Annotated in this window: 15 protein-coding genes and 1 tRNA gene; 5 read left to right on the top strand and 11 right to left on the bottom strand. The window is 59.6% G+C overall.

Translation table 11 applies throughout. The features are described from left to right. Positions 1-66: 66 nt before the first annotated feature. From vapC to ACEN8Q_RS21800, 6 genes are all read right to left on the bottom strand, one after another. Positions 67-474, bottom strand: a complete 408-nt coding sequence (gene vapC / locus ACEN8Q_RS21825) for a type II toxin-antitoxin system tRNA(fMet)-specific endonuclease VapC (RefSeq protein ID WP_413423435.1) — start codon at positions 472-474, stop codon at positions 67-69. After that, positions 474-704 carry a type II toxin-antitoxin system VapB family antitoxin gene (vapB, locus tag ACEN8Q_RS21820; RefSeq protein ID WP_413423433.1) on the bottom strand — a complete coding sequence of 77 codons (231 nt, stop codon included), beginning with the start codon at positions 702-704 and terminating at the stop codon, positions 474-476. The genes vapC and vapB overlap by 1 nt, the downstream gene beginning before the upstream one ends. 163 nt (positions 705-867) lie before the next feature. Next, positions 868-1,317 (bottom strand): hypothetical protein, encoded by a 450-nt coding sequence (locus tag ACEN8Q_RS21815; protein WP_413423431.1) that lies wholly within the window; start codon positions 1,315-1,317, stop codon positions 868-870. A gap of 6 nt (positions 1,318-1,323) precedes the next feature. Next, positions 1,324-1,740 (bottom strand): hypothetical protein, encoded by a 417-nt coding sequence (locus ACEN8Q_RS21810; protein WP_368556556.1) that lies wholly within the window; start codon positions 1,738-1,740, stop codon positions 1,324-1,326. A gap of 38 nt (positions 1,741-1,778) precedes the next feature. Then, a complete protein-coding gene (locus ACEN8Q_RS21805) occupies positions 1,779-2,741 on the bottom strand; it encodes an alpha/beta fold hydrolase (RefSeq protein ID WP_413423429.1) in 963 nt (320 codons plus the stop codon). A gap of 68 nt (positions 2,742-2,809) precedes the next feature. Further along, positions 2,810-3,868 (bottom strand): PDDEXK nuclease domain-containing protein, encoded by a 1,059-nt coding sequence (locus tag ACEN8Q_RS21800; protein ID WP_413423427.1) that lies wholly within the window; start codon positions 3,866-3,868, stop codon positions 2,810-2,812. 254 nt (positions 3,869-4,122) lie between these two features. Here ACEN8Q_RS21800 and ACEN8Q_RS21795 point away from each other — a divergent pair, with 254 nt between their 5' ends. Next, on the top strand, positions 4,123-4,572 hold the full coding sequence (locus tag ACEN8Q_RS21795; RefSeq protein WP_413423425.1) for a carboxypeptidase regulatory-like domain-containing protein: 450 nt from the start codon (positions 4,123-4,125) through the stop codon (positions 4,570-4,572). 139 nt (positions 4,573-4,711) lie between these two features. Here ACEN8Q_RS21795 and ACEN8Q_RS21790 read toward each other — a convergent pair. The 5 genes from ACEN8Q_RS21790 to ACEN8Q_RS21770 form a co-directional block, all read right to left on the bottom strand. Continuing rightward, positions 4,712-4,787: transfer RNA gene (locus tag ACEN8Q_RS21790), tRNA-Phe, on the bottom strand. A gap of 103 nt (positions 4,788-4,890) precedes the next feature. Beyond that, complete coding sequence (locus tag ACEN8Q_RS21785) at positions 4,891-5,163, bottom strand: oxidative damage protection protein (protein ID WP_413423423.1); 273 nt, start codon at positions 5,161-5,163, stop codon at positions 4,891-4,893. Beyond that, positions 5,160-6,227, bottom strand: a complete 1,068-nt coding sequence (gene mutY / locus ACEN8Q_RS21780) for an A/G-specific adenine glycosylase (protein ID WP_413423421.1) — start codon at positions 6,225-6,227, stop codon at positions 5,160-5,162. Before mutY ends, ACEN8Q_RS21785 begins: the two co-directional genes overlap by 4 nt. Further along, positions 6,224-8,455: an AsmA family protein gene (locus tag ACEN8Q_RS21775; RefSeq protein ID WP_413703730.1), complete on the bottom strand. Its 2,232-nt coding sequence runs from the start codon at positions 8,453-8,455 to the stop codon at positions 6,224-6,226. The genes mutY and ACEN8Q_RS21775 overlap by 4 nt, the downstream gene beginning before the upstream one ends. 78 nt (positions 8,456-8,533) lie before the next feature. Then, positions 8,534-8,938 (bottom strand): acetyl-CoA sensor PanZ family protein, encoded by a 405-nt coding sequence (locus tag ACEN8Q_RS21770; protein ID WP_413703729.1) that lies wholly within the window; start codon positions 8,936-8,938, stop codon positions 8,534-8,536. A 231-nt stretch (positions 8,939-9,169) separates the two neighbouring features. Between ACEN8Q_RS21770 and ACEN8Q_RS21765 the strand changes: the two genes are divergently transcribed. The 4 genes from ACEN8Q_RS21765 to ACEN8Q_RS21750 all read left to right on the top strand — a co-directional run bounded on the left by ACEN8Q_RS21765 (position 9,170) and on the right by ACEN8Q_RS21750 (position 12,610). Further along, a complete protein-coding gene (locus ACEN8Q_RS21765; protein WP_413703728.1) occupies positions 9,170-10,834 on the top strand; it encodes an OFA family MFS transporter in 1,665 nt (554 codons plus the stop codon). 283 nt (positions 10,835-11,117) lie between these two features. Then, the gene (hisB, locus tag ACEN8Q_RS21760) at positions 11,118-11,711 is read left to right on the top strand and encodes an imidazoleglycerol-phosphate dehydratase HisB (RefSeq protein WP_003186751.1); all 594 of its coding nucleotides are present in this window, start codon (positions 11,118-11,120) and stop codon (positions 11,709-11,711) included. Continuing rightward, positions 11,711-12,349, top strand: a complete 639-nt coding sequence (gene hisH / locus ACEN8Q_RS21755; RefSeq protein ID WP_007989198.1) for an imidazole glycerol phosphate synthase subunit HisH — start codon at positions 11,711-11,713, stop codon at positions 12,347-12,349. Before hisB ends, hisH begins: the two co-directional genes overlap by 1 nt. Beyond that, on the top strand, positions 12,350-12,610 hold the full coding sequence (locus ACEN8Q_RS21750; protein WP_413423413.1) for a DUF2164 domain-containing protein: 261 nt from the start codon (positions 12,350-12,352) through the stop codon (positions 12,608-12,610). Positions 12,611-12,616: the final 6 nt, after the last annotated feature.

Raw genomic sequence — 12,616 nt, 5'->3', positions numbered from 1 at the left:
TACCGCGTAACGCAAAACGGCCGCTGTCAGTGATGACAAGCGGCCGTTTTGGTTTCTGGGGCAGACTTACTCGGGATTAACCCAGTCTTCAACGCGCAATCCCGGGATCCGATCAAACTCCCTGACGTTGTTCGTCACCACAATGAAGCCGCGGGAACGCGCGTGCCCGGCAATCATTTGGTCATACGGCCCTATAGGTGTTCCTGCCTTCGCCAACTCCGACCGAATCATCCCGGTGTGCGCGGCAGCATCATTATCGAAAGGCAAGACTTCAAGACGGGCTGCAAATCCCTCAATGATCGCCAGGTTTTTCTCGGGAGCTGCGGATTTTTCAGCTCCGTAGATCAGCTCCATCAACGTGACAGCACTGATGCACAATTGATCGTGATGGCGATTGAAGGCCTCGCGTACGACGGGTGGTTTGTTCTTGATGGTGAAAATGCAGATGTTGGTGTCGAGCATGAATTTAATCATCAGAGCGCTTCACGTTCCTGATCGGCGGGTTGTTCGCGATCATTCATGAAGTCTGAAGTGACGCTCTCTCCATCGAACCAACTGTCCCAGCTTTCTCCAGCGGGCGTGATGATGCGCGCCCTGCCAATGGCGATAACATCCACCCGCTTGACGTCGCCAGGCATCGCAACGGCCTTTGGAAGGCGAACAGCCTGACTCCTGTTGCTCATGAAAAGGGTGGTCTGCTCCATATTTAGCCTCCTGGATCATTATGAGTACTGAGAAAGGATAGATTCCAGGTGGGATATGTCAATGGGATATACATTTCAGCGGATGTGCGTCCTCCTACACGTAATAAATAAAACGGCCGCTGTCAGTGATGACAAGCGGCCGTTTTTGTTTGAGGCGTAACCTTTACTCGGCTTTTTCTTCCGGCGTATCCAGCGTCTGGCGGTAGACGTCCAGTGCGTCGCCGAAGTCGGCAATGAACTGCGGGTCGGTCAGCCATGCCTGGGCGGCGTCGCGGTCCATGCCGTCGGCCCACATGCGGTAGTCGATCAGCATGTCGGCGGCCAGGTGGGTGGCGGCCATGCCTTCGTCGTCGGCGTTTTCCATGTCAAGCAGTTCTGGATGGTCGATGATGATGAAGGCCAGATTCGTCAACAGCACGGAGAGCATTTCGCTGCGGCTGATGGCTTCCGCGTCACGCATTTTGCTGAACATCGCCAGGGTGTATTCCGGGATCGGCTCCGGGAGATCCAGGTCGTTGTCCAGTGCCAGGGATTTACGGCCGACCATGCGGATTTGCTTGGCTTTGGCTTTTGCGCGCTTGGCGCGTTTCTGTTGCTTGTTCAGGGAGGCCATGGGAACTCAGTTCGGTTTCTGTTGGGTTTGCGCGGCAATGGCGTCGGACGCCGCCACGTAGTCAGCCTGGAAGGCCGGTGATTCGATCCACGCCAGGGCGCCAGCCTCGTCGGTTTCAGTGGACCATTGGCGATACTCGATCAGCGCGGCAAGGATGAAGTCCATCGCGCCTTCTTCGCCTTCCTGCTCGTACACCAGTTCCAGCAATGGGTCTTCGAGGAAGGCCGTGCACATGGCTTGCTGACTGGTCTTTTCGGCGTCGATCATTTTCTTGAACAGTTCGGTCAGGTCCACCGATTCGAAGTCGATGCGATCATCGTTCGGGTCCAGTTCGACCGGCGCGGCAGCCCGCTGGGTGCGGTTCTGTTTGGCCTTGGCCTTGGCGCGGGAGGCGCGTTTCTGCTGTTTGTTGGCGGAGGCCATGGGTGTTGTTCCGTAATTCGTTGAAAGGGGCGGGTGGCTCAGCTGCGTGGCACCGTTCGCCCGGGTGTGCCGGGGGCCAGCTCGCCGTTTTGCAGCCAGGACAATGCAATGGGCCATAGTGTGGCTTGGTATGCGCTGCGAAAAAAGGCGAAATGCCCAACTTCTTTTTCGCCGATGTCTTCGGGGGCTATGCGCAGGTGGGTGTTTGTGCTGCCGGTGAAGTAGGCGAGCAGGCGTTCGATCGCCGGGATCGTGCCATAGGGATCGTCGCTGATGCTGATGGCCAGGGCTTTTGCGGTGACGGCAGCGAAGTTTCTGACATGGATGCCCTGGCCGCTGGGGCGCTTCTCGTAGCGAGCGGTGGGCGTGCTCCAGTCGCGGACTACACCGGCAGGTGTGTCTTCCAGCCAGCCGAGTCGTTTGCCGGGGAAGTAGCCGCACAGCATCGTCACCAGCGGCATCACCACATGCCACTTGCCGAACATCCGCCAGCGATGAGCGGGCGCATAGTCGCGCCAGTAAGCGAATTGTGCGCCGACCGTCACCAGGCGCCGGATTAGTTGTCCGGAGGCTCCCAGGCCCGCTGCACAGCCTCCAAAGCTGTGGCCGACCACATTGATCGGCTGCCCGGGGAATTCGCGCTGTGCGCGCCTGAGCATCGCCTCGAAATCCAGCGCGCCCCAATCGGACCACGAGGCTTGAAGCCCCTTGAGCGATCCTGGCCGCGACTCGCCGATGCCGCGGTAGTCATAGGTGATGACATCGAAGCCGTGGGCGAACAGGTAGTCGGCAAAGCGCGAGTAATGGCGGCAACGGACCGAGGTGGCGGCATTGATGATAACGACCGGGCGAGCGGCGTCCTGAGAAGGGTGCCGCCAGGTGAAGCCGCCGAGGATGAAGCCGTCCGGGGCGGTTTCCTTGAACGGTTCGCCGGGCGTGGATGTCGGCCGCGGCAACTCGACGGGAGTGGGGGCCAGTGAAGGCGTGTCCTGCAAATTCATTGGCGTCAGACCTTTGCGGGTAGCTGCCAACGATAGTCTTCATGGCGTTGATGAACAATCCGTTCGCCTCAACGCAGTGGTTGATCGAGCAGCCGCTCTTCAAGTGCCGCCCGTTCCCGATCCAGCTCGTTACGGAGCTCCTCCTCAGTTGGCAGGACAAGCTTGTACTTGCTGGCGAACAGTTGTTCGTTTCCTTCAAGCACCGAGTAACGCACCACGGATTCATCCTTTTGCGCACAGAGAATGATGCCGACAGTGGGGCCGTCTTCCACGCCACGTTTCAGGTCGTCGTACATGCGTACGTACATGTCCATCTGCCCCACATCCTGATGGGTCAGTTCACCGCGCTTGATATCGAAGATGACGAAGCACTTGAGCAGGTAGTTGTAGAACACCAGATCGATGTAGAAGTCTTTGCTGTCGGTACTGATGCGTTGCTGGCGGGCAATGAACGCGAAGCCCTTGCCCAGCTCCAGCAAGAAGCCTTGCAGTTGTTCGATCAACGCTTGTTCGATCTCGCTTTCCTGAAGCTTTCCGGCATTGGGTAAACCAAGAAATTCCAGTACCACCGGATCACGGATGAATTCCCGAGGGCTGGCTTTCATGTTCTGAATGTTGGTAGCGGCCTCCTGCTTGACGCTGCCGCGATCGCGGCTTGCCAGCAGGCGCTCGTAATACAGTGTGTTGATCTGGCGTTCCAGAGCGCGGCTTGACCAGTTTTGGGTGGCTGATTCGTTCATGTACCAGAGACGAGCGCTGTCGTTGTCGACCCGAAGCAGGCGGCGGTAGTGGGTCCAGCTCAATTCGTGACGCAGTGCGTCACGAATTGGAAAGGCTTGATAGAACAGACGCATGTAACGAAGGTTGGAGGCGTCAAATCCTTTTCCGAATTCTTCAGCCAGCACTTTTGCCAAGGTCGACAGTAACTCTTTGCCATACCTCGCCCGTCGCGCGCCGTTCTGTTCGAACTCAACGATGTGCCGACCGATCTGCCAACAGGTCTGCACTTGAACGGTATCGACCGCCCGAAGCGCTTTCTGACGTGCCTGATGGATCAATTTGCCAAGGTTGCCAAGCAGTGATGCGAGATAGGGGTCGTGAGTGTCGTTGGGTGTGAGGGCCGTCATGAGGTCTTCCGCAGCAGATTGAGCAGCGAAAGAGCATGACCAGTGAGTACCTTTCGAAGATGCCGGGAGTTACTGAAAAACAGGCAGGAAATACCGGGCTCTTCGGCAGGACGAGTCTAAATCCGGGCGAGGGCTGAGGAACAAATGGTGTAGTACGTTTCGTACTCAGGCCAAATCAATCTAAAACCCCTCCCTCCACCCGGAAATCCAAAGGGTGTAACCATTGGGTTCTGCAGAACCCGGGAGGCGTCATCATGAAACCCCTCCATTCACTCCTGTTACCTCTCACCGCCGTCGGCGTGTTGATGTTTCCATCGATGTCGCCCGCCGCCAGCCTTGCTCCAATCGACAGCGCTGGCGTGCAGGTGCAGCGCCAGGAGCAAAACGGCATCGCCTACCTGTCCGGCGGTATCGGCGAGGATGAGTCCAGGGCCATTCAGCAGACCACCGGCTATAACCTGCACATGACGTTCTCGGTCGGATCGCAAAATGAATACATTCCCGACGTGAGCGTCGTTATTCAGAAAGCCCCGGGGCAAACCGTACTGACGCTCAATGACGCCGGTCCGCTGGTTTACGTGAAACTGCCTGCCGGTAAATACACGGTCATTGCGACGCGCAACGGCGAAACGCGGCATGACGTTGCCAATGTTGGCAGCGGTGCAGCCCGTAGCCTGGTTTTCCACTGGAAGGACGCGAGTTGACGAGAGGCTCTGAACCATGGGGCGCAAGTGAGCCCTGAATCTTGCAGTTCAGGGTTCCTGGGGAGGGGCGTTTGGGGGCCTGCACTTTCCCGCAGGCATAAAAAAACCCTGAATCTTGCGATTCAGGGTTTTCGGTATTTGGTGCCCAGAGACGGAATCGAACCGCCGACACGGGGATTTTCAATCCCCTGCTCTACCGACTGAGCTATCTGGGCAACGGGGCGCATTAAACGGGTTTTTCAGGGGGTCGTCAAGCAAGTTTTCAAAAAATATTTAATTATTACCGTTGCTTACGTGCCGACCCCGGATTTTGATCAATTATTGAGCAGGTGGAACGTAGCCTTCGGCCTTGGCGTAATCCTCGCCGGAGAAGTACTTGTCCATCTCGCCCTGCAGATATTTGCGATCTTCGGCGTTCATCATGTTCAGGCGTTTTTCGTTGATCAGCAGGGTCTGGTGCTTTTGCCAATCTGCCCAGGCCTTGGCCGAGACGTGGTCAAAAATGTCCTGGCCTTTGGCACCCGGGAACGGTGCGCGCTCCAGGGCAGGCAATTCTTCTTTGTACTTGCGGCACATGATGGTGCGGGTCATGACGACTCTCCTGCGTTCAATACGGCGGCCGCGCGTTCGAGCAAGGTCTTGACCGGGGCGGCAAGACCCAGGCGCGGCGGGGTGGCGAGGTTATACCAGAGCCAGTCGGCCTCGGCCACGTGATGGCCGGTCTGCTGGACCTGAACCAGCCAGGGTTCGATGGATAACTGAAAATGGCTGAAGGTGTGCACCAGGCTCGGCAACGCCTGTTGGGTGCCCAGTTCCAGCGAATGCTGCGATGCCAGGTGCTGCAGATCGTCGAGGTCGTCGAGTTCCGGCAGGCTCCACAAGCCGCCCCACAGGCCCGTGGAGGGGCGACGGTAAAGCAGAATGGCGCCCTCGGCGTTGGCGAGCATCGGCATCAGCGTGCGCTTCTGCGGGATGGCCTTACGCGGCTTGGGGATCGGGTAGCGGGTCTCCAGGCCAAGCATGTGCGCCTCACAGCCCTTTTTCAGCGGACACAGCAGGCAGCTCGGTTTGCTGCGGGTGCAGAGCGTGGCGCCGAGGTCCATCATCGCCTGGGTGTAGGCGTTGACCCGGTCGTGCGGTGTGAAGCGCTCAGCGTTGGCCCAGAGCTGTTTCGCGACCTTCGGCTCGCCGGGGTAGCCCTCCTGCGCGGTAAAGCGCGCCAGCACCCGTTTGACGTTGCCGTCGAGGATCGGCGCGCGCAGCCCCATGCTGATGCTGGCAATCGCACCAGCGGTGGACAGGCCGATGCCCGGCAGGTCAGTGAGCTTTTCCACGTCCCGGGGAAATTCGCCGCCGTACTGCTCGACGACGATTTTCGCGGTCTTCTGCAAATTGCGCGCGCGGGTGTAGTAACCCAGGCCCGTCCACAGGTGCAGCACTTCGTCTTCCGGTGCCGCCGCCAGGGCTTCGACCGTTGGCAGCGAGGCCATGAAGCGGTCGAAGTAGTTCAGCACGGTGCTGACCTGGGTCTGCTGCAACATGATTTCCGAGACCCATACCCGATATGGGTTGATGTCCTGCTGCCAGGGCAAATCGTGACGGCCGTGGCGGTCGAACCAGTCCAGCACCGCCGTTGAAAACTGCTCGGCTCTCATCGCTTGAACAGTTCCTTGAGTGCGTCTTTCAGTTTCGGGTCGACTTTGTCGCCCCATTTTTCCTCGATTTTTTCGCTGATCCTGTCGCCAGCCACCTTGGTCGCGACCTGGCTCATGCGTTCGTTATCCACGCGGCAAGCCTTGGCGCCCAGCTCCAGCGGGCCGCGGCAGCGCAGTGGCCACTCGATACCGACAAACTTGTCGCCGACCTGACAGGCCGGGTCTGGCATGGCGCTCGTATCACCTTCGACGATGATGCCGACGCGGTAGTCCATGCCCAGCACTCGCAGATCGATGTCACCGTTACCGTTGACGGCCATGCCCGGGATGCGCACTTTCAGGTCCGGGTTGCTGGCCACGCCATTACGGAAGGTCAGGTTGCCCTTGAGTTCCTGGAACGGTGTGTCCTTGCCCCGCGGCTCGCCGCTGAGGGTTTTGCGGTTGAGCGTGGCGATGCCTTTGCACAGCTGTTGCTCAAGGTTGGCATTGAGCAGCATGCCATTGTTGATGACGATACTGGCGTTGCCATTGAGGGTTTCGATCAGCGCTTTCTGGCTGTTGCCATTGCCGCTCAGGCTGCTGTTGAGCGTGACCAGGCCTTTGACCGGCGGGTTCTTGCCCTGGCTTTCGAGGATTTTTTCTGCCGGTACCCGGCTGATCTTCGTCTGCAGGTTCAGCGCCGGCACTGGCTGGCGCACATCGAGCGTGCCAGCGGTTTCGAAGTTGCCCTCGTACAGATCGCCGCGCAGGTTGGCCAGCGTCAGCAGGCCGCCCTGGCCGGTGGCCTTGAGCGTAGCGTTATGGATCGGCAGTTTTTTCAGGGTCAACTGGCCGAAGGTCAGGTCGGCGTCCACATCGAGCTTGCTCAAGCGTTCCACTGGCAACAGACGCTCGCTGCTCCACGCGTCCTTGGTCGGCGCGGGTGGCAGTGGTGTACTGCCCGCGCCAGCCAGGGCATCGGCTTCGGTGCTGGCGACTTCGGCCTGGCGTACCTGCGTGGCGCTATTGGCCTCGGCGGATTTTGGCGGCAGGTAACGATCGACGTTGAAGGTGTCGGCCTTGAGCACAGCGCGCAGCGATTGCTTGGCGAAGTCTTCGACGGCAATGCGGCCGCTGAAGGTGCTGTCGTCGACTTTCAGGTTGAGGTTGTCGAGCGCCAGGCTGGTCGGTGTCGCTGCCAATCGGCTGACCAGCTCGACTTTGCTCAGGCTGCCTTCGGCCATGGCCGGGAGTTTCTGGCCGATGCTTTCGACGAATTTCGCCAGGTCGAACTGGGCAATCGAGATGCCGCCGCTGACCTGTGGGGTCTTGTCGAGGTCGTTGACCTTCAGTTCACCCAGTGCCCGCAGTTGGTTGGCGGAGATCTTGATACCGGTCCACTCGGCCACGTTGGCGGCCTTGTCCAGCACCAGCTGGCCCTGGGCGGAGAACGTCATGGTCTTGCCTTGCAGCGGATCGCCGGCCACTTCACCGGACAACTTCATGTCTTCGAACTGATAACGCTGCAGTGCACGTGCGATACGCACCTCACCATTGAGCTCGGTGCGAACCCGCAGTGCCGGCTGGTTGGCTGACAGGAAAGCCGTGAGCTTGAGCGGAATGTTGACGGAGTCGTGAACCGCGCCGGTGCTCAACTGAATGCTTTCGGCGCTGAAGCTCTTGCCGGTTCGTTCGTCGGTGTATTCAACCCGTGCGTTGTTCACGGTCAGGCTGTCGATGTCCAGACGGATCGGCTGAGGCGGTTTTTCCGCCACGACGCTGGCTTCGGGCGCAGGTTCGATAGCGGCTGGCGGGGTGCTGGTGGCGTCGGTCTTGGCCGTAGCAGGCACCTTGCCGATGTCCTCCCAGTTGCCGTGACCATCCTTGTCGCGGTTCAGGCGCAGGTTCAGGCCTTCGACGCGCACGTCGCTCATCTGCACTTCACGGCGCAGCAGCGGCAGGACGCGCACCGACAGGCCGAGCATCTGCAAATCGGCGTACGGTTCGGTCGGTTTGACCATGGTCGCGACACTGGCGTCGTGCAGCTCCAGGCCCAGCCACGGGAACAGGCTCCAGCCGATATCGCCATTGAGCGTCAGCTCGATGTGGGCCTTGTCGCGGGCAATCTGGCGAATCTCGTCTTTGTAGTCGTTGGGATCGAAGAGGTGGGTCAGGGCAAAGCCCAGCGCCACAATGATCAGCAACAGCCCGAGAAGTACCAGACCCAGGATTTTGCCGAACGCTTTCATGGGCGAGTCCTTGTAGATAGTCGAATTCAAAATTTAGCCGAGGAGTATAGCGCCACCGGATAGACGACCGGTCAGCGATCACTCGGGCAGTACATCCAGCGGCAGTTTCAGCTTGGCGGCCAGTGCCTGAGCCTCCAGGTGCCCGGCAGGTGCGAGCAAGCGCAGGGTCACGCCCGATTGCTCGGCCATTTTCCGGGCTTCGGCCACCAGTCGCTCGGCAACACCACGGCGACGGGTAATTTTTCGCACACAAATTTGTGACAAGTACCAGGCCTCTTGGTGCCTTTGCAAACGGGCCGCGCCCAGCAGGCGATCATTGAAGCGCCCGGCGATCAGCGTGCCGTCGCGCAAACAGTCTTCGATCAACTGCGCTTCCCCGGAAAACGGGGCGAACAACCATTCTGGAGCGTCGCGGTAGATCTTCTGCAGATCCTGCCGATCCTGGGACGTGGCTTGATTCAGCGACTCGACGATGATCGGCATGGTGATTCCTGTGAGGTCATGGGTGAAAGAGGTCAGATAACGTACAAAAGGTGATGTCAGTTTGGTTTTTCTGTCACTTGCAGATGGTACCCTTTGCCCGTTCGTCCGTCCTTCTGCGACCTGTTGTCGCACAACAAGGCGTCCCCCGAAAAAAAACGGTCATGCCTGCGTGCATAAAGGCCGGGGGTGGACCATGGCTGGCGAACCCTACTGATAATTGGGGGAAACACAATGACTACGAGCATCACGGCGGACGGCTTCAGTGCCAGCCAGCCTGCGTTCCTGTCCAAGGAGCGGATCATCGCCAAGCCCGGTTTCAACCGCTGGCTGGTACCACCGGCCGCGTTGGCCATCCACTTGTGCATCGGCATGGCCTACGGCTTTTCGGTGTTCTGGCTGCCGCTGTCCAAGGCGCTGGGCATCACCGCTCCGGCAGCCTGCGCGCCAGACATGAGTTTTATCGCACAAGTCTTTTCGTCTCAGTGTGACTGGCCGATCTCGATGCTCGGCTGGATCTACACGCTGTTCTTCATCTTCCTCGGTTGCTCGGCCGCCATCTGGGGTGGCTGGCTGGAACATGCCGGACCGCGCAAGGCCGGCGTCGTATCGGCTCTGTGCTGGTGTGGCGGCCTGCTGATTTCGGCGCTGGGGGTGTATACCCACCAGATCTGGCTGATGTGGATCGGCTCCGGGGTCATTGGCGGTATCGGCCTGGGCCTGGGCTACATTTCGCCGGTGTCGACCCTGATCAAATGGTTTCCGGACAAGCGCGGCATGGCGACCGGCATGGCGATCATGGGCTTCGGCGGCGGCGCAATGGTCGGCGCTCCGCTGGCGGCGGCGCTGATGGGGCACTTCGCTTCGCCAACCAGTGTCGGCGTGTGGCAGAGCTTCCTGGTGATGGCCGCGATCTACTTCGTGTTCATGATCGGTGGCGCGCTGTCCTACCGCGTTCCGCCAACCGGCTGGAAGCCCGAAGGCTGGACCGCCCCGGTGAAAAAAGCCTCGAACGCGATGATCACTCATCGTCATGTTCACGTGAATGTGGCCTGGAAGACGCCGCAATTCCGTCTGGTGTGGCTGGTGCTGTGCCTGAACGTATCCGCCGGTATCGGTATCCTCGGCATGGCGTCGCCGCTGTTGCAGGAAGTGTTCGCGGGCAAATTGCTGGGCAATGACCTGGCGTTCGGTCAGCTCGACGCCTCGCAACTGGCTTCGATCGCCGCCATCGCTGCCGGTTTCACCGGTTTGCTGAGCCTGTTCAACATCGGCGGACGTTTCTTCTGGGCTTCGTTCTCGGATTACCTGGGCCGCAAAAACACCTACTTCGTGTTCTTCGCCCTGGGTTTTGCCCTGTACGGACTGATTCCGAACCTTGGTCATCTGGGCAGCGTCGCGCTGTTCGTGGCGGCGTTCTGCATCATCCTGTCGATGTATGGCGGTGGCTTTGCAACCGTTCCGGCGTATCTGGCGGACCTGTTCGGTACGCAAATGGTCGGCGCGATCCACGGTCGTCTGCTGACCGCCTGGGCTGCCGCCGGCGTGCTGGGTCCGGTGCTGGTGAACTACCTGCGTGAGTATCAATTGAGCATCGGCGTCGAGCGCGCAGCGGCATACGACATCACCCCGTACATCCTCGCCGGCCTGCTGGTGCTGGGTTTCCTGTGCAATCTGCTGGTGCGTCCGGTGGCCGACAAGTACTTCATGACCGACGCCGAACTGGCCGCCGAACAGGCGCTGGGTCATGACAAGGGTGCTGACAGCAGTACCGTGCTGGAGTGGAAAGCGGCTGCCGGCACCAAGCCGCTGGCGGTTGCGGCGTGGCTGGTGGTGGGCATTCCGTTGGCGTGGGGTGTGTGGGTGACATTGCAAAAAACAGCAGTGTTGTTCCACTGACACCAAGGTAAATGCAATACCTGTGGGAGCGGGCTTGCTCGCGAAGGCGGTGTGTCAGTCAACACAAATGTTGAATGTGACGGCCTCTTCGCGAGCAAGTCGGATTGCCGCACCACCGCTCCCACATTTGTTTTGCGTTCTTTCCAGGTCGCTTGTATGGACATGTACATCGCCGACACCCCCGGATTCATTCCGTCAGCCATATCACCTCTCGTGTTTCTGTTTGGCGCCCGCGCCCCTATAATGGTTGCCTTTTTCGCCCAATGATTTTGCGGAGCTGGTGATGGCCGAACGTAAGGCGTCTGTCGAGCGCGACACTCTGGAAACCCAGATCAAAGCCTCGATCAACCTCGATGGCACCGGAAAGGCCCGATTTGATATCGGTGTTCCTTTTCTTGAGCACATGCTGGACCAGATCGCCCGTCACGGGCTGATCGACCTGGATATTGTCAGCAAGGGCGACCTGCATATCGATGACCACCACACCGTGGAAGACGTCGGTATCACCCTCGGCCAGGCTTTCACCAAAGCCATCGGCGACAAGAAAGGCATCCGTCGCTACGGTCACGCCTACGTGCCGCTCGATGAAGCACTCTCGCGTGTGGTGATCGACTTCTCCGGCCGTCCGGGCCTGCAGATGCATGTTCCGTACACCCGTGCCACCGTCGGCGGCTTCGACGTCGACCTGTTCCAGGAATTCTTCCAGGGCTTCGTCAACCACGCCAACGTCACCTTGCACATCGACAATCTGCGTGGGCACAACACCCACCACCAGATCGAAACCGTGTTCAAGGCTTTCGGTCGTGCCCTGCGCATGGCCGTCGAGCTCGATGATCGCATGGCCGGGCAAATGCCTTCGACCAAGGGCGTGCTGTAATGCAGACAGTCGCGGTTATCGATTACGGCATGGGCAACCTGCACTCGGTGGCCAAGGCCCTCGAGCACGTCGGTGCCGGCAAGGTCCTGATCACCAGCGATGCGAACGTGATTCGCGAGGCCGACCGGGTGGTTTTCCCCGGCGTGGGTGCCATTCGCGATTGCATGGCGGAGATCCGTCGCCTCGGCTTCGATTCGCTGGTACGTGAAGTCAGCCAGGACCGTCCGTTCCTTGGTATCTGCGTGGGCATGCAAGCCTTGCTCGACACCAGCGAAGAGAACGACGGCGTCGACTGCATCGGTCTGTTTCCGGGCCAGGTGAAGTTCTTCGGCAAGGATCTGGTCGAGGACGGTGAACACCTGAAAGTCCCGCACATGGGCTGGAACGAAGTGAAGCAGAAGGTGAGTCACCCGCTGTGGCACGACATCCCGGACCTGGCGCGGTTCTACTTCGTGCACAGCTACTACATCGCTGCCGCCAACGCGCGGCAGGTGGTGGGTGGCGGTCACTACGGTGTCGACTTCGCCGCGGCGCTGGCCGAAGGCTCGCGTTTCGCCGTGCAGTTCCACCCGGAGAAAAGCCATACCCATGGCCTGCAGCTGCTGCAGAACTTCGCTGCGTGGGACGGTCGCTGGTAAATGGCCGCCAAGAAAACCAAGCCGCCGATCCTGACCCTCACTCCTGAACAGGAGAGCGAGGCCAATCGCAAGATCAAGCGGTTCATGGAGGATCGCTTCGAACTGGACCTGGGTTCGTTCGAAGCGGCCGAAATTCTTGAGCTGTTTACCCGCGAAATTGCTCCGCACTATTACAACAGGGCGATTTTCGATGTGCAGGCGCACCTCAAAGAGAGGTTCGAAAGCATCGAAAGCGACCTGTGGGCGCTCGAGAAAAACTGATTTCCG

It is taken from the genome of Pseudomonas sp. Pseusp16, from assembly GCF_047324915.1.
Taxonomy (GTDB): Bacteria; Pseudomonadota; Gammaproteobacteria; order Pseudomonadales; family Pseudomonadaceae; genus Aquipseudomonas; species Aquipseudomonas fluorescens_CD.
The sequence above is the reverse complement of the archived record's forward strand: the minus strand, read 5'-3'. Positions and strand labels throughout refer to the sequence as shown.

Excerpts from the sequence above, each read along its gene's own strand:
- vapC (WP_413423435.1), bottom strand. The coding sequence starts at position 474 with ATGATTAAATTCATGCTCGACACCAACATCTGCATTTTCACCATCAAG.
- vapB (WP_413423433.1), bottom strand. The coding sequence starts at position 704 with ATGGAGCAGACCACCCTTTTCATGAGCAACAGGAGTCAGGCTGTTCGC.
- ACEN8Q_RS21815 (WP_413423431.1), bottom strand. The coding sequence starts at position 1,317 with ATGGCCTCCCTGAACAAGCAACAGAAACGCGCCAAGCGCGCAAAAGCC.
- ACEN8Q_RS21810 (WP_368556556.1), bottom strand. The coding sequence starts at position 1,740 with ATGGCCTCCGCCAACAAACAGCAGAAACGCGCCTCCCGCGCCAAGGCC.
- ACEN8Q_RS21805 (WP_413423429.1), bottom strand. The coding sequence starts at position 2,741 with ATGAATTTGCAGGACACGCCTTCACTGGCCCCCACTCCCGTCGAGTTG.
- ACEN8Q_RS21800 (WP_413423427.1), bottom strand. The coding sequence starts at position 3,868 with ATGACGGCCCTCACACCCAACGACACTCACGACCCCTATCTCGCATCA.
- ACEN8Q_RS21795 (WP_413423425.1), top strand. The coding sequence starts at position 4,123 with ATGAAACCCCTCCATTCACTCCTGTTACCTCTCACCGCCGTCGGCGTG.
- ACEN8Q_RS21785 (WP_413423423.1), bottom strand. The coding sequence starts at position 5,163 with ATGACCCGCACCATCATGTGCCGCAAGTACAAAGAAGAATTGCCTGCC.
- mutY (WP_413423421.1), bottom strand. The coding sequence starts at position 6,227 with ATGAGAGCCGAGCAGTTTTCAACGGCGGTGCTGGACTGGTTCGACCGC.
- ACEN8Q_RS21775 (WP_413703730.1), bottom strand. The coding sequence starts at position 8,455 with ATGAAAGCGTTCGGCAAAATCCTGGGTCTGGTACTTCTCGGGCTGTTG.
- ACEN8Q_RS21770 (WP_413703729.1), bottom strand. The coding sequence starts at position 8,938 with ATGCCGATCATCGTCGAGTCGCTGAATCAAGCCACGTCCCAGGATCGG.
- ACEN8Q_RS21765 (WP_413703728.1), top strand. The coding sequence starts at position 9,170 with ATGACTACGAGCATCACGGCGGACGGCTTCAGTGCCAGCCAGCCTGCG.
- hisB (WP_003186751.1), top strand. The coding sequence starts at position 11,118 with ATGGCCGAACGTAAGGCGTCTGTCGAGCGCGACACTCTGGAAACCCAG.
- hisH (WP_007989198.1), top strand. The coding sequence starts at position 11,711 with ATGCAGACAGTCGCGGTTATCGATTACGGCATGGGCAACCTGCACTCG.
- ACEN8Q_RS21750 (WP_413423413.1), top strand. The coding sequence starts at position 12,350 with ATGGCCGCCAAGAAAACCAAGCCGCCGATCCTGACCCTCACTCCTGAA.